We start from the raw sequence: 19,028 nt of genomic DNA, 5'->3' as shown, positions 1-19,028 counted from the left end.
CCGCGTGAGCGACCGGGCTTTTTTTTATCCCTTCACGACGACCGCGGCGGCAGCGGTTTTGGCGCGGCTGATGGCTTCATCGACGTTGTCAGCAACCGCCAGGGTAACCCCCAGGCGACGCGCGCCGGCGATCTCCGGTTTACCGAACAGACGCAACTGCAGACTCGCGCCGACGGCGGCCTGTAGATTGCTAAAGGTCACGTTCTCACTGGTTAGCTGCGGTAAAATCACCGCCGATGCCGCCGGTCCATACTGGCGGATGGCGCCGATCGGCAGGCCGAGGAAGGCGCGAACGTGCAGGGCGAATTCCGAAAGATCCTGCGAGATCAGAGTGACCATACCGGTATCGTGCGGGCGAGGGGAGACTTCGCTGAAGATCACTTCATCGCCGCAAACGAACAATTCAACGCCGAACAGTCCATATCCCCCCAGCGCCAGCACCACTTTGCGGGCGATCTCCTGCGCGCGTTGCAGCGCGAGATCGCTCATCTGCTGCGGCTGCCAGGATTCACGGTAGTCGCCATCTTCCTGACGATGGCCTACCGGGGCGCAAAAGTGGACGCCGTCGACGGCGCTGACGGTGAGCAGCGTAATTTCAAAATCAAAATTTACCATCCCTTCGACGATGACGCGTCCGGCGCCTGCTCGCCCGCCTTGTTGGGCGTATTGCCAGGCGGCGCTGAGCTGGTCAGCCGAGCGGATAAAGCTCTGGCCTTTACCGGAGGAGCTCATCACCGGCTTAATGATACAAGGCAAACCAATTTCGTCGACGGCAGCGCGGAACCCCTCTTCACTGTCGGCAAAACGATAGGCAGAGGTGGGAATTTGCAGCTCTTCGGCCGCGAGGCGGCGAATGCCTTCGCGATTCATGGTGAGTTTTGCGGCTCTCGCCGTCGGCACTACTTTTTGCCCGGCCAGCTCCAGCTCAACAAGCGTGTCGGTAGCAATGGCTTCGATCTCCGGCACGATATAATCCGGCTTTTCTAAGGCGATCAGTTCACGCAGCGCGTCGCCGTGCAGCATATTGATGACGTGCGAACGATGGGCCACCTGCATCGCCGGCGCATCGGGATAGCGGTCGACGGCGATGGTTTCAATACCCAACCGCTGGCACTCAATGGCGACTTCTTTTCCGAGCTCGCCGGAACCTAACAACATTACCTTCGTGGCCGCGGGGCGCAGCGCGGTGCCTAATAAAGTCATAACCTACTCTCAGCGTAAACAGAACATGGCGCGCATTATAAACGAAAACGTTTGCGTCTGTCTTTACACGCGTAAGTTGAGAACAGCGGCGAAATTTGATATGCTGTATATAAATACAGTATAAAGAGGCTGCACAATGGCGGTTGAAATCAAATACGTCGTGATCCGTGAAGGTGAGGAAAAAATGTCTTTTGCCAGCAAAAAAGAGGCCGATGCTTACGACAAAATGCTCGATTTGGCAGAGGTGCTCAATGACTGGCTGGTCACGTGCCCGCTGGAATTGGATGAAGCTCAGCGTGACAATATGTCGATGTGGCTGGCCGAGCGCAAAGACGCCTTACACCACATTCTGAAGTCAGGGAAATTGCCGGAAGCAGAAGAGCATGCTGAGGCGGCGGCAGAAATGCCGGAGTCTGCGCCTACAGAGGATGAAGCTCAGCCTGGTGCCGCCGAAGAAGGCGCCGCGAAAAAGCCGCGCAAAGCAAAGGCCGCCTGATAACCGGCGAAGCGGAAATTTTCGCATCTTTAGCCAGTCATAACATTTCCTGACGTCTCGTCGTTTAGGCTGATGGCATTGCATCTCGCGCTATGAGGAATGTTATGGCTAACTGGCTTAATCAACTCCAGTCCCTGCTGGGCCAGCAGGGCAATCCCGTCTCCGCTGAAAAATCTTCATCCGCTAAAAACCTGCTGCCCGGCGCCTTGGGCGGCCTTGCTGGCTTGTTGGTCGCCAGCAAATCATCGCGTAAGCTGCTGGCGAAATATGGCACCGGCGCGCTGCTGGTTGGCGGTGGCGCGGTGGCCGGCAGCGTGCTGTGGAATAAGTATCAGCAAAAAATGCGCGGCCAGCAGGCAGATATCGCGACACAGACATCAACAGCGTCTACCCAGGAACCGGTTGTGCTCGATGCGCGCAGCGAGCGGCTGATTACCGCGTTAGTCTTCGCCGCCAAAAGCGACGGTCATATTGACGAGCGTGAACGTCAGCATATAGAAGAGCAGTTGCGAGCGGCGAACATCGACGTGCAGGGCCGGGTGTTGATCGACAGGGTTTTAACCCAGCCGCTCGACCCGCAACGGCTGGCGCAAAGCGTGCGCGATGGGCAAGAAGCGCTGGAAATTTACTACCTCAGCTGCGCGGTAATTGATATCGACCATTTTATGGAGCGCAGCTACCTGGATGCGCTCGGTGACGCGCTTAAACTGCCTGAAGATGTCCGAGAAGAGATAGAACGCGATGTTCAGGCGCAAAAGCAGGCGCTTGATTCTTAAAAGAGAGCGTTCCGCTTGCATCGCTGGCCACTTTTGCCACCCTTATAGACACGACATCGTTCAGGGCGCACGATGCCCTGAGTGATTTTGTGATTCCATAATAAGACGCAGAAGAATAACGCATGCTACCGAAAGCTAAACGGATCCCCCACGCCATGACGCTACATGGCGACACTCGCATCGATAATTACTACTGGCTGCGCGATGACGAACGCGCGCGCCCGGAAGTGCTGGACTATCTCCATCAGGAAAATGACTACGGTAAAAAGGTGATGGACTCGCAAAGCAGCCTGCAGGAGCGGGTGCTGAAGGAAATCATCGATCGCATTCCGCAGCGGGAGGTCTCCGCTCCCTATAGCAAAAATGGCTACCGCTATCGCCAGGTTTATGAACCGGGCTGTGAATATGCGATCTACCAACGTCAGTCAGTGCTCAAAGAAGAGTGGGATGAATGGGAGATTTTGCTTGATGCCAACCAACGGGCGGCGAAAAGCGAATTTTACACCCTCGGCGGATTAGGCGTCGCGCCGAACAACCAACTGATGGCGGTGGCGGAAGATTACCTTTCACGACGTCAGTATGGCTTACGTTTTAAGGATCTGAGCAGCGGCGAATGGTCGGCGGAGATCCTGGAAAACGTCACGCCAGGATTCGCCTGGAGCAATGACTCGCGCTTCTTGTGGTACGTGCGCAAACACCCGACGACGCTGCTGCCGTATCAGGTCTGGCGACATGCCGTTGGTACCACCGCAGATAACGATGTACTGGTCTACGAAGAGAAAGACGACACGTTTTACGTCAGCGTGCATAAGACCACCTCCCAGCAGTTTGTGGTGATTTACCTTGCCAGCGCCACTACCAGCGAAGTGTTATTACTTAACCCGGAGCTTCCCGATGCGGAGCCGGTGTGTTTTTTGCCACGACGCAAGGATCATGAATATAGCCTCGATCATTATCAGCACGCGTTTTATCTGCGTTCTAATCGCGATGGCAAAAACTTCGGGCTTTACCGCACCGTGCTCCGCGACGAAGACCAGTGGCAGACGCTGATCCCGGCGCGTCCTGATGTGATGCTCGAAGGTTTTACTCTATTCACCGACTGGCTGGTGGTCGAGGAGCGTCAGCGGGGCTTGACCAGCCTGCGGCAGATCAACCGTAAAACGCGGGAAGTGGTTGGCATTGCCTTTGACGATCCCGCTTACGTCACCTGGCTTGCCTATAATCCCGAACCGGAAACGTCAAGGCTGCGCTACGGTTATTCATCGATGACCACCCCGGATACGCTATTTGAGCTGGATATGGATACCGGCGAGCGGCGGGTTATCAAGCAACAGGAAGTGCAGGGCTTTGACGCCGCCTGTTATCGCAGCGAACACCTGTGGGTGAAAGCGCGTGACGGCGTGGAGGTGCCGGTATCGCTGGTTTATCACCGCGAACACTTTCGCAAAGGGGCCAACCCGTTACTGGTGTACGGCTATGGCTCTTACGGCGCCAGCATGGACGCTGATTTTAGCGCCAGCCGTTTGAGCCTGCTGGATCGAGGTTTTGTCTTTGCAATAGCCCATATTCGCGGCGGCGGCGAACTTGGACAGCAGTGGTATGAAGACGGCAAATTCCTCAACAAGAAGAATACCTTTAACGATTATCTGGACGTCTGCGATGCGCTGCTGGCGCAGGGATATGGCGACCCTAAATTATGTTATGGCATGGGCGGCAGCGCCGGCGGCATGTTGATGGGCGTGGCGATTAACCAACGACCGGATTTGTTCCACGGCGTGGTGGCGCAGGTGCCGTTTGTTGACGTACTGACCACCATGCTCGACGAATCTATTCCGCTCACGACCGGTGAGTTTGAGGAGTGGGGGAATCCGCAGGACGAAACCTATTATCACTATATGAAGAGCTATAGCCCCTATGATGGCGTCTCAGCCCAGGCTTATCCGCATATGTTAGTGACCACCGGGCTGCATGATTCGCAGGTGCAATATTGGGAGCCCGCGAAGTGGGTGGCGAAGCTACGCGAGCTGAAAACCGACGACAATCTGCTGCTGTTATGTACCGATATGGATTCCGGACATGGCGGTAAGTCGGGACGGTTTAAAAGCTACGAGGGCGTGGCATTGGAGTACGCCTTTTTAATCGCCCTCGCGCAAGGGACTTTGCCCGGCAAGGTGGAAGTGTAGCGTTATTCGCCGAGATAGTGTTTGAGGGTCAGACGCAGTTCCGGGCTCATCCGGTCCAGGTTATTGAACAGCCAACGTAAATAGCCTGGATCGTTTTCCGCTACTTCCGACACCGCTTTGCCGCGATATTTGCCGAAGGTAAAGGTAGTCAGCAGCGCCGGGCGGCCGGTTATGTCGGCCATTTCATCCGGCGACCAGCCGGAAACCTGCATGATATCCAACAGTAGGGCGGCGGTGATATAGCAGTCGTACAGCGCGCGGTGGTGATGCAAACCCGGCGGGGTGGCTACGCTCAGCTTGCGCGACTTATACAACCCCATATTGCTGTACTTAATCCCCGGCCACAGGCGGCGCGCCAGCTTCATAGTACAAATCCACTCGCCGTTCATTTCCGGTAATACCCGGCGATCAAAGCTGGCGTTATGGGCGACATACCATGGGCTGCCCTGGTAGTGCGGCACGATTTCTTCAATCCAGGGCTTATCGGCCACCATCTCTTCAGTGATGCGATGGATTGCCATTGCCTGCGGGCTGATTGGGCGGTCAGGGCGCACCAGATGACTCATGGGATTGGTTATCCGGCCGTCGATGATATCGACGGAGGCAATTTCAACAATGCCGCCCTGCAAACCGCAGGTTTCGGTATCGATTACGCGCAGCATGGCTTACTCCTCGCCAAAAACCCCAGCGTAATAGAATGTGCGGCGGTTGCCAATGGGGGGAGCCTCAAGGAATGAGCAATCATTTCGCTTTCGGTTCATACGGCAGGCGGGAAAGTGACACGGATGCCAGACGGTGCGCGATCAATCGTTCACGAAACCAGTCGCGCAGGTGAGCCGGTTGCTCTCGCTCGACGAGATCGGCAACGACGGGCATATTGTAGCGTTCTTTAAAGGCGACGCCGGCCGCTGCGAGGTCAACGTTGACCTTGTCCATTTCATCTTGCGAAATTTTTGCCAGATTATTTGCCATCAGTACCTCCTTCATTACGACGCAAAAGTTACTAAGCGTGACGCTGAAAGGCAAGTCCCGGATGCTTAGCTCGACTCTGCTATTATACAGGGTTATTCTCTGTCCAACATACATAACAAAAAGGAATGATGTTTATGCGAACCATCGCCGGACGCGCGCTAAGTGCCGCCGTATTTCTCAGCGCTATGTTAACCACCGCCAGCGCTTTTGCTCATGCTCATCTGCAACAACAAATCCCGGCGGCCGATTCGACGGTCTCCGTTTCGCCGCAGGCGCTCACGTTAACGTTTAGTGAAGGCGTCGAGCTCTCCTTCAGCGGCGTGACCCTCAGCGGCCCGCAGAATAAACCTGTCGCTACCGGCAAACTGGCCCGCAGCGACGGTAATAAAGCGCAATTAACGCTGCCGCTGAATGAACCGCTGGCGGCGGGCGAGTACACCGTAGAGTGGCATGTGGTCTCCGTTGACGGCCATAAGACCAAAGGGCAATACCACTTCAGCGTGAAGTAATCCATGCTGTCGGGAGTGTATGTCGGCCTGCGGTTTGTCCACTTCATCTCATTGATGACGGCCTTCGGTTGCGCGCTGTACGGCGCATGGTGGGCGCCAGTCTCGCTGCGTCGCCTGTTGATGCAGCGCTTTTATCCACTGCTGCGCTACCTGCTAATGATTAGCGCTATTTCAGCTACCTTGATGCTGATGGCGCAGGGCGGGTTGATGGGCGATGGCTGGAATGATGTCTGGCAACCCACAATCTGGCGCGCTGTTATCGGGACGCAGTTTGGCGGCGTTTGGCTGTGGCAGGTGGTGCTGGCGTGGATTGCGCTGGCGGTCGTGTGGATCAAACCCCGTCGCCCGGCGCGTCTATTGTTACTGCTATTTTGCGCGCAGTTGTTGTTGATGGCTGGCGTGGGGCATGCGGCGATGCATGATGGTTGGGTTGGCGCATTACAGCGCACCAATCACGCGTTACATCTGTTTTGCGTCTCGGCGTGGGCCGGCGGGCTGTTGCCATTTGTCTACTGCCTGCGACTGGCGCGCGGGCGCTGGCGTCAGGTAGCGATAACCGCCATGATGCGTTTTTCACGCTATGGGCATCTGGCCGTGGCTGGCGCGATTGCCAGCGGGATTGGCAATACGCTGTTGATACAGGGACAGCTGATTGGCGACTCACCGTGGGGAACGGTGTTGTTGTTCAAATGTGCGCTGGTCGCCGGGATGGTAGCAATTGCGCTGGTGAACAGGTATGTTCTGGTACCGCGAATGTCAGGTAACGGCTCGTGGGCGGAACGAACTATTTTACGCACTACACAGCTGGAAATGGCGCTTGCCGCGCTGGCGATACTTGCCGTCAGCCTGTTCGCGACCTGGCAACCTAATTGAATTAACTGGCTAAATGATGAAAAAAATCGTTCTGACAATGTTATTACTGGCAAGCTCAGGCGCCGCGCTGGCGGCGCCGCAGGTGATTACCGTGAGCCGTTTTGAAGTGGGTAAGGACAACTGGGCGTTCACCCGTGAAGAAGTCATGTTAACATGCCGCCCGGGTAATGCGCTGTACGCCATCAACCCGAGCACCCTGGTGCAGTATCCGCTGAATGATGTCGCCGAGCAGGAAGTGAAGGCCGGCAAGACCAGCGCTCAGCCGATTTCTGTCATCCAGGCCGACGACCCGCAGCATCCGGGACAAAAAATGAGCTTGGCGCCATTTATCGAACGTGCGCAAAAGCTTTGCTAATAATTACCTATATCACGTTGTTTTAAAGATAAAAAAACCGCCGGCGTCTGGTAAGAAAACGCGGCGGTTTTTTGTTGGCGCAACGGATTTTGTCAGCAATTTTTCAACCGCTTTTGTCGCGGACTGGAAAACCTGTCACAGTCAACTATTCTTATAAGGCAAGGCGACTTAGCCTGCATTAATGCCAACTTTTAGCGCACGGCTCTCTCCCAAGAGCCATTTCCCTGGACCGAATACAGGAATCGTGTTCGGTCTCTTTTTATCTATTCTTCAGCGAGTTATACACATCCATTGCTAATGCTCATACGGCTGAACGCTGAGCTTTTTCCCTTATATCACAACCAAAACCTGCTTAACATTTAATTTACATAAAAATCAGATCATCATCTACGAAGGTTGGTCTCTCTTATCAGGAGATAATTCATCCATTTCTAAGAGGGGAGCCATTTTATCCTTTTGTATTTAAATATGAAATTAACTCTCTGGTTTCCACTCAGGGTTGATCTCCATCTTACCAACATTTGCAAATTTCAGGGCATCCGCTCGTTTCTTATCAAGTGCTGGCGTGATTTTTTTTATCATATCGTCACATTTTCGATGAAGTTTTCCGCTTACATCGCCTAACATAGCCCCGTAAACAGGATCGAAGTTGGTATCAGGGATACTGCCATAAGCGATATGTATATTTCCGTAATCCAGAGAGTAAGATAATCTATTAGAATTATAAATTCCGTTATCCTGGGATAGCTCATTCATAAAAGCGTCACTAAATGTTGCTTTGTTCGGATAATTATTACCATTAACTTGCATGCCAATATTTACATAACGTCTTAATTCGTTTTTTTCTTTAATATAATCTATTGTTTGCTTGTCTGTCATCGAGTGACGTATTCCTTCTGGAATATCCGCGGGTGTGATATCTGGTAGTGGCGCATCTATAGTTAACCCAGACAGTTCATTTGTTAAAGGAACCTTTAATTCGCAATATACCTTAGGGTTAAAGTTGCTATAAGGATCTGTGTGCCCCATAATACTTAATTGTTGTGTGTAGACAATTACCTTAGCATCTTCCCATTTAATCTCTGAAGTAATACTTCCTGTTTGTTCCATTTTTAATTCTTTTAGAACTGAGAGCAACATTTTTTCGTTCTCATCTTTCCCATCGCCTACATCAGTAAACGATAAGGTTATAGTGGTCTTATTATCTTTTCGTCGCTGCTCAATCTTTTTAAGAATTTCCTCAACCCATTCTTTAGAATGTTTTTTTTCGCCTAAGGTTACCAAAAAAGTGTTAGACCCCCCCTCGGTTTTTAAATTTGATATAATAATTTGTTCCCCGGCAAGCTCTTCTTTTACCTCGTCGAATAACGACATGATAATGCCACTATTGAAATTTTTATCTGAACCGTACCATACCCCCTCGATCTCAGCTTCCTTACAACCAGTCAACAAAGCAATAGAGGTAAACACTATTAATTTAATTTTTGATGTCATAACTATTCTCCATTTTTTACAAAGCTCTACTATTCATTCTATCCATAAATGATTGGGGGTTGAGAGGGCGTAAATATCTATAATTATATAGATCATTAAGAGGTTAAGTAACTTTTCGGCTACCACCAGGAGCAAAGTCAGTAGCATGCTTACTTTCAATTTGTAGGTCAAGTAGTTTAGAATGACTAAGCTTAAATCGGCGTAGAGGTGTTAATGTGGAATACTGAGATTTCGTTGTGGGGGAACATCTCATGATCCTTATCAAACAATACATTTTGGGGTGGAATAGATTGTTTTGCTTTATATATTATAGCGGCTAATCGCATAACATATTATAACTCTACTCAATTTTTGTGAATTATAAGTATTATGGTTAAAAAATAATTATCACCATTAATATGTAACCGTAACCAATACCGTATCACTGTACACGCCAGCAGGTTGATTGCTCTGTGAGGCGTTCACCCGAGCTTTGAAGTTTGTTTGCTGTGCGTTGCCATTTCCCACCAGGCTGACATCTGCTGTTGGCGTCCAGGCGCTACCGTCGGTTTTATAAAGCTGATATTGCAGGTAATAATTTGTCGAATTAATCGTTTGGCTCATTTGCCGCCAACTGCCGTTAAGGGCGTTGATGCTGGAAAGGTTAATGCTGTATGCCGCATTCTGCGTGCAGCGGATAGTTAACTGCCCGCTGACCTCGCTAAAAGCGGCTACCAGAGCCGCTGTGGAGAAGGCGACATCGGGCGCGTCATCAATATAGCAATAGTTAGTCACGTTCATAGTTATAAGAACTTGTGAAGTTAACGTGCCATCGTCCGGTACGCAGATCCCCAGCGCGCCTATCAGGCAATAGTGATATTTCCATTCAATGGTCAAGGTGTCGTTATAGGTTCCCGCAGGGATATTACTTCCTGCTATTGTCTGGAAATAAAGCGGAATGGTTCCGTCACTGGTATTAAATAAGCCTAATAGATCAACCAACGCGTTAATGGTCCAGGGGATTGCACCATCAATTTGATACGACGGGTTACAGCCGGCATCTTTACAAACTCGATAGGGGATCCAGGCGTTGTTAGCGCTGTTATAAAGTCGAGGGATTTTGCCACTTTTATTTACCGAATCTTTGAGCGTTGCGGTAATGGTGCTGGTTGAAAAAAGCGATAGTATGTTGGTACAGCTAAAGCCTGCACCGGCGCTTACCCCTTGCGGAGTTGCCGCCACATCAAACGATCTCACTGAGCCAAAATTAGGCGAGCTAGGCTTAATCTTGCAATCTGCGTGTATCAAGCCGCTGTAGCCTGAAATAACGAGTAATGAACATAACCAAAGAATCGCTTTCAAAGTCATCTCCGTTCATTCTTAGCCACAGCTTAGTGGGCCGATACGTTGTGGCACCGGCGTAGATTCCGGCAGCGTGAATAAAGCCCGGCATTCGCCGTTAGCCGTGTGAATAACTAATTGGTTTTGCTGGTTTAGATGGGTAAACCACACCAGACCGTCATAACCGACCACGCCAGACTGCTGGCTGGTAAGTTCCTCAACGGCCGTTCCCAGCGGCAAAGGATGACCCGTTTTATCAACCAAAGTTATCGAGGCCGAACGCACGCGTGTAACCGGGAAATCAACCAGCGCACCGCTGGCTTCCCGCACCGCAATGCGTTTCTCGACGACTTTAGCCTCAACGTCGGTTGGCAGCGGCAGAGTGTCGAGGGTCACTTTGCCCGGATACCAGGCGGCGGCCCACGGGATCAGCAGGTGCCCGCTATCGTCGGTAGTGCCGACTTTTCGATTTTCATAATTGACCGCGACGTCGGGATAGCCGGCGGTCGAGACGACGATAAATGAATCGCTGATTCGTCGCGCGAAGAACAGGCTGCTATCCATCATTACCACCGAGCCTGCTGCTTCAAACCAGCCCTGATTATCATGCTGCGAACCGTAATAACCGCCGCTCAAGGTTGAAACATCATTCACCCAGGTCAGATCCGCCTGGCTGTAGCGATCTCCACTGATGGAGTGGGCTAAATTCCAGCCGAAACCGCCTTCCGCAGGGGCGGAACGATTGTAGGCGACGTTTTGCCCCCACTCGCCGGAGCTGGCGCGCTGGCTGCTTAACTGCAGTGAACCGAAACTGTCGAAGGGAATGGTTATCTGCATCATGCTGGAGTAGGTGTCTGCCTGCAAATCGCGGTTGATGCTCAGGTTAAAGCTGCTGTTCCGCCACAGGCTGCGGCTCCAGGAAAAGTTCATCAGCCGGGTGCGGCTGTTGTCCTGGGCCTGGATATCGAAATATCCGAGGCTAAATGCGCCAAGCACTTTTCCCCATGGGCTGAGACTTAATGTCGCCTGGTCTGACTGACGGCTGAGGGTTGTCGTTGAGCGATAGCTGGAGAGATTGGCGAAATTCTCGCTGCGTTGAATATGCTGATAGTTAATCCCCCAGATATTGCCGTAGTACGAATAGCCCGCGGAATACTGGTTGCCCTGCTTATCACCCTGGCTCGCACTGGCAGACAGGCTCAAGGTGCCAATCGTGCCAATAGTGATGTCGCTGCCGATACCGCCGTTGGTTAATCCTTGCCGGTCTTCAGTATGCGTTGACACCGTCAGCCAATTGGTCAAGCCATAGCGATAGATCGCGCTGACGGCGCCGGCACCGTAGTCGGCGTTTTTAGTGCCGTAATTATTACGCAACGCGCCGAGGGTAAAATCGAAATCGCTGAGTCCCTGGCGTAGCAGAGTGTTGGAGACATAAAAAGGCACGCTAGTGGAGACCTGGCGGCCAAGCGCATCGGTTGTGACGATAGTCGCTTCGCCGGCGCCGCTGATGTAGGGTACGTTGGTGAGAGTATAAGGGCCGCCGTTAATTTGCGTTGAGCTGGCTTTGTAGCCGTTGATAAAGAGATCGACACTGGAGGGGACCGCCGCGCTACCGGAAAGATTGAGCAAAGGGTAGGTGATCAGGTCAGGGCGTACCGCAAAGTTACGGCTGAGACGAATACCACCAACACGTACTGAACTACTCCATGTTAAAGCATTACTTACCACATCCCCCGCCTGGTAGCTGAGCAGACTTTCCGGGTCGCTATATTTCCACAGCGAATCGTAGCGAATATAGCCTTGTTGGCTATCGTCGTGACGAGATGACCAGTTCTGTCTGATCACCGCATTGTTTGAAAACACCCCGGCTGGGCCGAAAAGGCGAAATTCCGTCGAGGTGCTGGTGGTTCGCTCGCCGCCAGAAGAAGCCAGGCTATAGGAATCGTAGTTAAACAACAGCCCAGGGGTACTGATCGCCTGCAGATACTCCTGCTCGCGACTATTACCAATATGCTGCTCCGGCAGCCAATTATCCGGAACGGTTAATTTCAGCATTTGCCCGGGCTGGTCGTAAACGACCTTGACCTCCGCTATCTCTCCTACGTCAACCAGCGTTTTGCCGTCGGGAACAGGGATCCACATCTGCTTGAGTACCGCAGCGGAGATCCAATAACGATCATTAATCACTTTCACCGGCACGGTACCCACAGGCGTGTTGCCGTTGACGGAAATGCCGAGATACAGCACGTACTCCTGCTGTGTGCCTGGCGTGGCCTCAGGTGCGGGTAACGAATCATAGGTAGCCGCCCAGGCCGTTGCCGAAGCAATAGCCAGCAGACCACCGGTTCCGATGAGAAGCCTCATGGTTAACGCGCTGCCGGAATTTCCACCGCCTGACTATTATCAGTCAATTTCGCAAACAGGCGCATCCCGGATGCGTTCGCCGCGCGGCCTGATGTCGGGAAACAGACGCGACGTTTAGCCAGCACATACCCCAGTAAACCCTTAGTTTGTTCGACCTGCGGCTTTCCTGCTGATGTTGACCAGTAGACATTACTCAACCTGGCGTGTTGATTCCCGGCATTGTTAATACACAGATTCTGACCGCTAAGCGACCAGCTTAGCGCGGTTCGTATTGGTTCGACGCTGCTTTCCAGCTTCAGCGGTTGCGCGCCTTGCCCGTAGATAAACAAAGGCAGTACATAGCGCATGCGCATATTCAGGCCGGCGGAACTCTTGTCAGTCTGTTTTGTCGGCTGCGCCGCGGGAATTTCATCAATCACGATTCGATATGATTTTTCCTGGCCGCTGGCGACCGGAGACACACGCATCAGGCGAATAAGTTGACGTTGTCCTGGCTGAACATTGGCGAACGGGGGGCTGGAGACCACATCGTTTTGATCGGCATAAAGATCTTTAGATTCTTTTTGATCCCAACCGAAAATGCGTAGTTGTAAATTTACCGCCGTCGCGCCGCGGTTTTCCAGCCACAGTTCAGAGCCTTTATCGCTGGCGCTGATGGTTTGAAAAATAGGCCACACCAGCACCGAGCTGGCGGCCCAGGCGTTAAGACTTATTGATGAACCCAGCAAAACAACAATACAACGATGAATCATATTCAACCTGTCTTATTTTAATAGGTCAGCGTGACCGTAACGGTATCAGTGTATGAACCTTGCGCCGGGAAGCCATTCGTGGCAAAAAGGCGGCCATAAACCGTATAAGTTTGTGTCGTGTTGGGGAATGAGGCGACGCTGTAGGCTTGAGCGCCAGTCCCCCAAACGGTAGAGCGGTTAGCATCCTGAAAAAGCTGGTAAGCCAGCGTACTGCCGGTGGCGTTGGACATATAGCGTTGTGCCGCAGAGCCGCCGTTGACGCCATAGTCAAGCGCCAGCGAGATCGCCATCCCCGGCGTACACGCGACAACGATAGAGCCCGCGCCAGCGGAGCTGGCGACATCAACATTGCTATAAAGCGATGACATGGAGCCAAAATTTAAGGTGCCAAAATCAGCGCCAGGGGTCCCTGTTCCGTTGCCAAGCAGGCAGCCGGTCGTGATCTGCGCGGTCACTTTGAAGGTTTTCTGCGCACTGTCAGCCCAGACGGCTGTGGTCGAAAAAAAGAATATGAGTAGCCAAATTGCGCGCAACATGACATCCGTTTCTCCACAGCATTACCAGGTTAATGTTGCAGTGACCACGTCCTGGTAGAAACCCTCAGCAGGGGCGGTTACGCCGCCTTGATCTGCCGGCAACACCCGGGCATAAATCGGGATTTCCTGAGCGCTACCCGTCCCCGTGATACCGATACCGGCACTGGTAAATTCAGCCTGACGGGTGCTATTTGAGTAAAGCCGGTAGGCAATTTGATCGCCGTCGGCGCTTTGCATTTGGCGCAGTCCGGTTGTCCCTACATGCTGACCGTTATTCAATGTCAGCGTTGCGGGAAGGTTATTGCTACAGATGATTGAGACCGCGCTGGCGCCGCCGCTGCCGATCAGATTGCTATCTATGGCGTTAACCAAATCGCTATAGGTGCCGAAATCAATGGTACCCCAGCTGTTTACCCCGCTTGCGCTGGAACCATTGGTGACGGTACAGCCCGAGCCGATAGTCAACTGCACCCCGACCTGACCCGTTAATGTACCGGTGGTTAGCCCAGCTGCAGCGACCCATGGCGCCTGAACGAGAAGCGCTGTTGTGATAAAGATACCAGGCAAAGTGCGCGAAAAAGTGTGGACGTTCATGATGAACCTCTGGATTGAAAGCCGCTAAGTAAAACCCTGTTTTTGTGAAGATGAGATTAATCCCATTAATCAACATATAATCGCTGTCTGGAAAAATGCTTATTTTTTTATATTTGTCTGTTTTATTGTTATTATTGGTGTTTTGAGCTGGTTTCTTGTTTTTGTATGGTTTTAACTTCTTGTTTATGATTGTTTTTCTGTGGTTTGTTCTGAATTTTATGAATAGCGGAAAGGAGGGCTTAGTATAATTTTTGCAATTGTCGTGTTAGCGCATATTTTTGGCGAAATGCCAGGGAAGAAGTTAGTAGGGGGGGAGAGTAAAAAAACAACAGAAAGAAGACACCTGCACGCAACCAGACCCATAGTGCAGGTGAAAGGTGGGTCTACATCGGAAGCCGCTAGTATACATATTTGTATGATAAATAAAATAAGGCAATGATGGAATGCTATACCATTAATGCGGTTTACGTGTTGAGCGATGGAGTTATTCTGGGGTGATTAACGTTGGATAGAGTGAAGTTTCCAGATAGCTGACCAATACCCATATCTCGTCACTGAAAATAAACCACAGGGCACTGCCTAAAATAAGCAGGATAATCAGTAGCAGGAAAATTTCAGTTTTACTCATGGTGTCAATGGCCAACTTAAACCGATTATCAACAGGCCACGATATTAACCAAAGTATCTGCAAATGAAAACGCCGTTATTTAAAACGGCGAAATTTTTTCGTAATAAGAGATGAATATTTATTTTACGCGTAGCAGATTAGCCACCTGTACGGCCATATCATCCATTAACTGGAAACGGCGGCGATATTCGGCGCGTTTTTTGCTGGCGATACTTTCCAGCGATTTCCTTTCCAGCTTCAGCGGCAAGCGCCAGCGGTAACTATCGTTACGCACACCTTCAATTGATTGCCAGAACTCATCGTAGCTGGCATGGAAGTGCCGACCTTTGCTCAAACGATAGCGCAGAGCGCGGAATACGTGGCCATTATCGCTGACGGCGTAAATAGCCTGGATATTGCTTTGGCCGGCCAACAGCCAGATGAATTCCAGCAGCAGACGTTTGGGGAACAGGCCGTAGCAGGCGCGGGTCGCGTGTTTAATTGCGTCATGAGAGACATTGCGGCGCGGTCCCTGCAGGCCGCCGATGACCAGTTGCCACTCTCCTTGATGGTGAATCACACTAAACGTAGCGCTGGCTAACAGTTGCTGCTGGCTATCGCGAAGCCAAAGAGTCGTCTCACCTTCTCGTTCGGCTTTGCCGGCTGACGAGGCAAAGAGCGTGAAGGCCGCATCATCTTTCGCGGACAGGGTCAGTAACGGTCGTTCTGACGGCGATATCATGGCCGTTGCCAATCGGTTCTCGCCCAGCGAGTCGACGTACTGATAGTGGCTAATGATAGCCTGGGAACGCTGACGGGCGTTAAGGTCGCGCACTAAATACTGGCGATGTACTTTACCTGGCAGCGTAGCCTGCGCCGCCAGCAGTTGGCGGAAATCACCACGCGCAGAAAGGGTGTCCAGCATCTCGCGGGTCGGCTGATAGAACAGCGCCGTACGCAGCAAAAATTTAAGCCGATAGTTGCGCTTTTGCCAGATAGGCGCGGGCGTGATACGCCCCATTACCAGATCGGCAATCAAATTTGAGCGTTGCTGAAGTGTGCATGATGAATGCAGGCTATTGTCCGTCACGATGTCATACCTCGTCATTATTTTATCTTTATTCTACGGATGTCGCGGGACAAGCTTAATGGCTCGCCAGACTATATTTACGCCTTGTTTAACGTTGATTGACGTATGAATTTACGACCTCGCCTTCAGTAATATTTTGTATAATTAGCTCAGGGGGTGAAATATGTATCAGCGATTGGCAGGTAGCACCTGGCGTAATATTTGGCTGGTGGGCGATCTACATGGTTGTTTTGCTTTATTAATGTCTCACCTGCGCCAGCTAAAATTTGACCCCTGGCAGGATCTTCTTATTTCTGTTGGCGATTTGATTGACCGTGGGCCGCAAAGCGTGGAATGCCTGGGTCTGCTCGGTTACCGGTGGTTCAGAGCGGTGCGTGGTAACCATGAGCAGATGGCGCTTGATGCGCGGGCGAGCGGTGAGATGGCGCTGTGGACGATGAACGGTGGCGACTGGTATCAAACTGCCTCACAAGAACAGAAACGGTTGGCTGATTTGTTGTTTATCCGCTGTCTGGAATTGCCGCTAATCATTGAACTGCGCTGCCAGGATGATACCACCCACGTGATTGCCCATGCCGACTATCCAGCCAGCGTCTACCGTTGGCAGTTGCCCGTGGCGGAGCATCAGGTACTCTGGAGCCGCCAGCGTTTGACCGATCATCTGGCGGGGCGGCACGGTGAGATCGCCGGGGCCGATCACTTTTGGTTTGGCCATACGCCGCTTAAACATCGTTACGATAGCGATAACCAACACTACATTGATACCGGCGCGGTATTTGGCGGCGAGTTAACGCTGGTGCAACTGCAGTCGGCTGTTTAAAAGTCGCTATATTCCGTCGCTGGACGCCAGAAGCCGTCGATAAAATCTTCTACCGGGAAACAGCCGCCCTGGCGAATTCGCTGATCGTCCATCGCGACGAGGCATTGTCGCTCGCTATTGTAAACATCAACCACGATGTCTTCGCACCCGCCGTCCAGATAGCAAATGAATAATACTAAGGCGAACATCCAGCCCTCATAAGCGAATAAACATAAGGTAAGTGTAGGGGAAGTTAGCGCAGCGGGGGAGGGATATAAATAACCCGTCTCAGGCGACGGGTTCATTTGAGTCAGGCAAGGCGCATGACCCAGGCATCGGATTGGCGATCGTAATGTTTACGGTAGAGTACAGAATGTTCGCCATTGAGAATGGCGGGAACGCTGGTCTCGGCATCCCAGGCGTCCAGTTGCATGCATAAGTCAGGATCGGATTTACAAGGAATGCTTAACGTTCGCTCACCCTGTGATTCGCCGTGCAGCTCGGCGTCGTCGATTTCAAACGCGCCGATTCGTACGTTAGTTTTACTCATCATTCACCCCGTTTGTCTGCTGAGTTGTGGTACGACCAGTTAGGCCGTCATTTTTCAGCGTAGACAACGGGGAGTAAATCGCCAGTCAAAAAGTGCGCTTTTTAGCGCGCGATCACGACTTTCCGGCGAAGAGTTTGCCGTCGCGCACCAGTTCGCGGGGATAACTATTTTTCAGACGTGACCCTACGCGTTTAGCGAGCCCTAATGGCATTCCCTGGAAAGTGACGATGACATCGTCCTGCTGCGGCGGCGCTTCGGGATAGACATCGCGTCCACGGTACCACTCCTCCGCTTCCGTTAAGGTGAGCTCAAAAGGAGCCTCTGGCGTGGCCAGTGAGATCACCGCTTCATGTTGCCAGCGGTAGCCTTTGTTATGTGTTTCAGCGAGACGAATCCCAATGCGAGAAAAACGAACCCTGCCGATTAACGCTTCCAGTTCTTGCGGGAACAGCCAGATTTCTTTATCGCGTTGCCATAAACGAAGATGCTCTGGCCATTGCAGGCCAACAGCATTAGCGGCGGCGGCGACAGCGGCGGCTTCCCGGCCCTTCATCGGTGCGAAGGGGAACTTGCCTACTTTATAGCCAGGCGCAGGCAGCGGATCGATAGAGGCGGTTTTACGCAGGCGGGCAACGAAAAAACCCTCACAATCAAAAATCTGCGGGAATACGTGCAGGAAACCTTCGTCGGTGAGCGCTTCGCGAGCCTGCGGGAAGAGTGAATCCAGCGTCAGGACTTCAACCGCCTGCGGGTAGGTTTGCAGCAGCCAGTTAACCACTTCCTCGTTTTCTTCACGGTTCAGCGTACAGGTGGAGTAGACGAGGGTGCCGCCAGGACGCAGAGCATGAAAGGCGCTGTCAATGAGCTCACGTTGGGTGGCGGCAATCTCCTGATTACTTTCCGGCGACCAGTTTTTCAGCGCGTCGGGATCTTTACGCACTACTCCTTCGCCCGAGCAGGGGGCGTCGAGCAAAATGGCATCAAAGCATTCGGGCAGCGCGGCGCCGAAGACGCGCCCGTCGAAGTGGGTGAGGGCAACGTTATTAATGCCGCAGCGGCTGATATTGGCGTGCAGCACTTTCACCCGGCTGGCAGAAAATTCGTTGGCCAGGATCGCTCCGTGGTTGCCCATCCGGGCGGCTATCTGTGTGGTCTTGGAACCCGGCGCAGCGGCGACGTCCATCACTCGCTCGGGCATTTCACCATCGGCGAACAGCGCCGCCACCGGCAGCATCGAGCTCGCTTCCTGAATATAAAATAGTCCGCTCAGATGCTCGGCGGTGCTGCCCAGCGGTAGTACATCGTCATCATCACGCTCGATCCAGAAACCCTCGGCACACCACGGAACCGGCGTTAACTGCCAGCCGTAAGGGGCGACCAGTTGCAGAAAATCCGCGACCGTTATCTTCAACGTATTGACGCGAATGCTGCGGCGCAGCGGACGCTGGCAGGCGGCGATAAAGTCATCGAAAGAGAGATGCGTTGGCATAGCCGCACGCATTTGAGCGAGGAAGGGTTCCGGAAGATAGACAGCGTTTTGAGCCACGAGCAGCGC

21 protein-coding genes are annotated in these 19,028 nt (G+C 52.4%); 7 read left to right on the top strand and 14 right to left on the bottom strand.

Annotated elements, in window-relative coordinates; translation table 11 throughout:
• Window positions 1-24: 24 nt before the first annotated feature.
• Window positions 25-1,203, bottom strand: coding sequence for a formate-dependent phosphoribosylglycinamide formyltransferase (purT, locus tag ABLU80_RS14010; protein WP_157195255.1), 1,179 nt, complete (start codon window positions 1,201-1,203; stop codon window positions 25-27).
• Window positions 1,204-1,339: 136 nt separating this feature from the next.
• On the opposite strand from purT, the gene ABLU80_RS14005 reads away from it, so the two are divergent.
• The 3 genes from ABLU80_RS14005 (at window position 1,340) to ptrB (ending at window position 4,658) form a co-directional block, all read left to right on the top strand.
• Complete coding sequence (locus ABLU80_RS14005) at window positions 1,340-1,699, top strand: YebG family protein (RefSeq protein ID WP_015705951.1); 360 nt, start codon at window positions 1,340-1,342, stop codon at window positions 1,697-1,699.
• 104 nt (window positions 1,700-1,803) lie between these two features.
• A complete protein-coding gene (locus ABLU80_RS14000; RefSeq protein ID WP_015705950.1) occupies window positions 1,804-2,475 on the top strand; it encodes a DUF533 domain-containing protein in 672 nt (223 codons plus the stop codon).
• A 122-nt stretch (window positions 2,476-2,597) separates the two neighbouring features.
• The gene (ptrB, locus tag ABLU80_RS13995; RefSeq protein WP_032708611.1) at window positions 2,598-4,658 is read left to right on the top strand and encodes an oligopeptidase B; all 2,061 of its coding nucleotides are present in this window, start codon (window positions 2,598-2,600) and stop codon (window positions 4,656-4,658) included.
• 2 nt (window positions 4,659-4,660) lie between these two features.
• On the opposite strand, the gene exoX is transcribed toward ptrB, so the two are convergent.
• A complete protein-coding gene (exoX, locus tag ABLU80_RS13990; protein ID WP_015366006.1) occupies window positions 4,661-5,320 on the bottom strand; it encodes an exodeoxyribonuclease X in 660 nt (219 codons plus the stop codon).
• A 79-nt stretch (window positions 5,321-5,399) separates the two neighbouring features.
• A complete protein-coding gene (locus ABLU80_RS13985; protein WP_015366007.1) occupies window positions 5,400-5,630 on the bottom strand; it encodes a DNA polymerase III subunit theta in 231 nt (76 codons plus the stop codon).
• A gap of 134 nt (window positions 5,631-5,764) precedes the next feature.
• Between ABLU80_RS13985 and yobA the strand changes: the two genes are divergently transcribed.
• Genes yobA through ABLU80_RS13970 form a run of 3 tightly spaced genes read left to right on the top strand, consistent with a single transcriptional unit; the run spans window position 5,765 to window position 7,367 of the window.
• The gene (yobA, locus tag ABLU80_RS13980) at window positions 5,765-6,139 is read left to right on the top strand and encodes a CopC domain-containing protein YobA (RefSeq protein ID WP_042893410.1); all 375 of its coding nucleotides are present in this window, start codon (window positions 5,765-5,767) and stop codon (window positions 6,137-6,139) included.
• A 3-nt stretch (window positions 6,140-6,142) separates the two neighbouring features.
• Complete coding sequence (copD, locus tag ABLU80_RS13975; RefSeq protein WP_047055873.1) at window positions 6,143-7,012, top strand: copper homeostasis membrane protein CopD; 870 nt, start codon at window positions 6,143-6,145, stop codon at window positions 7,010-7,012.
• Window positions 7,013-7,025: 13 nt separating this feature from the next.
• Window positions 7,026-7,367 (top strand): YebY family protein, encoded by a 342-nt coding sequence (locus ABLU80_RS13970; RefSeq protein ID WP_015705946.1) that lies wholly within the window; start codon window positions 7,026-7,028, stop codon window positions 7,365-7,367.
• Between the two features lie 474 nt (window positions 7,368-7,841).
• Here ABLU80_RS13970 and ABLU80_RS13965 read toward each other — a convergent pair whose 3' ends face one another.
• The 8 genes from ABLU80_RS13965 to ABLU80_RS13930 all read right to left on the bottom strand — a co-directional run bounded on the left by ABLU80_RS13965 (window position 7,842) and on the right by ABLU80_RS13930 (window position 16,142).
• Window positions 7,842-8,861, bottom strand: coding sequence for a hypothetical protein (locus ABLU80_RS13965; protein ID WP_348850100.1), 1,020 nt, complete (start codon window positions 8,859-8,861; stop codon window positions 7,842-7,844).
• Between the two features lie 393 nt (window positions 8,862-9,254).
• Window positions 9,255-10,208 (bottom strand): spore coat U domain-containing protein, encoded by a 954-nt coding sequence (locus ABLU80_RS13960; RefSeq protein ID WP_285177683.1) that lies wholly within the window; start codon window positions 10,206-10,208, stop codon window positions 9,255-9,257.
• Between the two features lie 12 nt (window positions 10,209-10,220).
• Window positions 10,221-12,545 (bottom strand): fimbria/pilus outer membrane usher protein, encoded by a 2,325-nt coding sequence (locus ABLU80_RS13955; protein ID WP_348850099.1) that lies wholly within the window; start codon window positions 12,543-12,545, stop codon window positions 10,221-10,223.
• A gap of 2 nt (window positions 12,546-12,547) precedes the next feature.
• On the bottom strand, window positions 12,548-13,297 hold the full coding sequence (locus ABLU80_RS13950) for a molecular chaperone (protein ID WP_047079641.1): 750 nt from the start codon (window positions 13,295-13,297) through the stop codon (window positions 12,548-12,550).
• A 17-nt stretch (window positions 13,298-13,314) separates the two neighbouring features.
• Window positions 13,315-13,833 (bottom strand): spore coat U domain-containing protein, encoded by a 519-nt coding sequence (locus tag ABLU80_RS13945; RefSeq protein WP_015366014.1) that lies wholly within the window; start codon window positions 13,831-13,833, stop codon window positions 13,315-13,317.
• Window positions 13,834-13,854: 21 nt separating this feature from the next.
• Window positions 13,855-14,427, bottom strand: coding sequence for a spore coat protein U domain-containing protein (locus ABLU80_RS13940; RefSeq protein WP_015705943.1), 573 nt, complete (start codon window positions 14,425-14,427; stop codon window positions 13,855-13,857).
• Between the two features lie 484 nt (window positions 14,428-14,911).
• Window positions 14,912-15,055, bottom strand: a complete 144-nt coding sequence (locus ABLU80_RS13935; RefSeq protein WP_015366016.1) for an Ecr family regulatory small membrane protein — start codon at window positions 15,053-15,055, stop codon at window positions 14,912-14,914.
• 118 nt (window positions 15,056-15,173) lie between these two features.
• Entirely contained in the window at window positions 15,174-16,142 is a 969-nt protein-coding gene (locus ABLU80_RS13930; protein ID WP_162198566.1) for a VirK/YbjX family protein, read from the bottom strand.
• A 145-nt stretch (window positions 16,143-16,287) separates the two neighbouring features.
• Here ABLU80_RS13930 and pphA point away from each other — a divergent pair, with 145 nt between their 5' ends.
• Window positions 16,288-16,944: a protein-serine/threonine phosphatase gene (gene pphA / locus ABLU80_RS13925; RefSeq protein WP_032711927.1), complete on the top strand. Its 657-nt coding sequence runs from the start codon at window positions 16,288-16,290 to the stop codon at window positions 16,942-16,944.
• On the opposite strand, the gene ABLU80_RS13920 is transcribed toward pphA, so the two are convergent.
• From ABLU80_RS13920 to rsmF, 3 genes are all read right to left on the bottom strand, one after another.
• Window positions 16,941-17,132, bottom strand: a complete 192-nt coding sequence (locus ABLU80_RS13920; RefSeq protein ID WP_015366020.1) for a YebW family protein — start codon at window positions 17,130-17,132, stop codon at window positions 16,941-16,943. The genes pphA and ABLU80_RS13920 overlap by 4 nt on opposite strands.
• Before the next feature lie 101 nt (window positions 17,133-17,233).
• A complete protein-coding gene (locus tag ABLU80_RS13915; RefSeq protein ID WP_015705939.1) occupies window positions 17,234-17,473 on the bottom strand; it encodes a YebV family protein in 240 nt (79 codons plus the stop codon).
• A 112-nt stretch (window positions 17,474-17,585) separates the two neighbouring features.
• Entirely contained in the window at window positions 17,586-19,019 is a 1,434-nt protein-coding gene (gene rsmF / locus ABLU80_RS13910) for a 16S rRNA (cytosine(1407)-C(5))-methyltransferase RsmF (RefSeq protein WP_348850098.1), read from the bottom strand.
• Between the last annotated feature and the right edge of the window lie 9 nt (window positions 19,020-19,028).

It is taken from the genome of Klebsiella sp. CN_Kp104 (genome assembly GCF_040064515.1).
Classification (GTDB): domain Bacteria; phylum Pseudomonadota; class Gammaproteobacteria; order Enterobacterales; family Enterobacteriaceae; genus Klebsiella; species Klebsiella aerogenes.
Note: the sequence above shows the minus strand (reverse complement) of the source record. Positions and strands in the feature narration are given on the sequence as shown.

Excerpts from the sequence above, each read along its gene's own strand:
- copD (WP_047055873.1), top strand. The coding sequence starts at position 6,143 with ATGCTGTCGGGAGTGTATGTCGGCCTGCGGTTTGTCCACTTCATCTCA.
- ABLU80_RS14000 (WP_015705950.1), top strand. The coding sequence starts at position 1,804 with ATGGCTAACTGGCTTAATCAACTCCAGTCCCTGCTGGGCCAGCAGGGC.
- ABLU80_RS13955 (WP_348850099.1), bottom strand. The coding sequence starts at position 12,545 with ATGAGGCTTCTCATCGGAACCGGTGGTCTGCTGGCTATTGCTTCGGCA.
- ptrB (WP_032708611.1), top strand. The coding sequence starts at position 2,598 with ATGCTACCGAAAGCTAAACGGATCCCCCACGCCATGACGCTACATGGC.
- purT (WP_157195255.1), bottom strand. The coding sequence starts at position 1,203 with ATGACTTTATTAGGCACCGCGCTGCGCCCCGCGGCCACGAAGGTAATG.
- ABLU80_RS13965 (WP_348850100.1), bottom strand. The coding sequence starts at position 8,861 with ATGACATCAAAAATTAAATTAATAGTGTTTACCTCTATTGCTTTGTTG.
- ABLU80_RS14005 (WP_015705951.1), top strand. The coding sequence starts at position 1,340 with ATGGCGGTTGAAATCAAATACGTCGTGATCCGTGAAGGTGAGGAAAAA.
- exoX (WP_015366006.1), bottom strand. The coding sequence starts at position 5,320 with ATGCTGCGCGTAATCGATACCGAAACCTGCGGTTTGCAGGGCGGCATT.
- ABLU80_RS13945 (WP_015366014.1), bottom strand. The coding sequence starts at position 13,833 with ATGTTGCGCGCAATTTGGCTACTCATATTCTTTTTTTCGACCACAGCC.
- ABLU80_RS13940 (WP_015705943.1), bottom strand. The coding sequence starts at position 14,427 with ATGAACGTCCACACTTTTTCGCGCACTTTGCCTGGTATCTTTATCACA.
- pphA (WP_032711927.1), top strand. The coding sequence starts at position 16,288 with ATGTATCAGCGATTGGCAGGTAGCACCTGGCGTAATATTTGGCTGGTG.
- yobA (WP_042893410.1), top strand. The coding sequence starts at position 5,765 with ATGCGAACCATCGCCGGACGCGCGCTAAGTGCCGCCGTATTTCTCAGC.
- ABLU80_RS13915 (WP_015705939.1), bottom strand. The coding sequence starts at position 17,473 with ATGAGTAAAACTAACGTACGAATCGGCGCGTTTGAAATCGACGACGCC.
- ABLU80_RS13930 (WP_162198566.1), bottom strand. The coding sequence starts at position 16,142 with ATGACGAGGTATGACATCGTGACGGACAATAGCCTGCATTCATCATGC.
- ABLU80_RS13950 (WP_047079641.1), bottom strand. The coding sequence starts at position 13,297 with ATGATTCATCGTTGTATTGTTGTTTTGCTGGGTTCATCAATAAGTCTT.
- ABLU80_RS13920 (WP_015366020.1), bottom strand. The coding sequence starts at position 17,132 with ATGTTCGCCTTAGTATTATTCATTTGCTATCTGGACGGCGGGTGCGAA.
- ABLU80_RS13960 (WP_285177683.1), bottom strand. The coding sequence starts at position 10,208 with ATGACTTTGAAAGCGATTCTTTGGTTATGTTCATTACTCGTTATTTCA.
- ABLU80_RS13985 (WP_015366007.1), bottom strand. The coding sequence starts at position 5,630 with ATGGCAAATAATCTGGCAAAAATTTCGCAAGATGAAATGGACAAGGTC.
- ABLU80_RS13935 (WP_015366016.1), bottom strand. The coding sequence starts at position 15,055 with ATGAGTAAAACTGAAATTTTCCTGCTACTGATTATCCTGCTTATTTTA.
- ABLU80_RS13970 (WP_015705946.1), top strand. The coding sequence starts at position 7,026 with ATGATGAAAAAAATCGTTCTGACAATGTTATTACTGGCAAGCTCAGGC.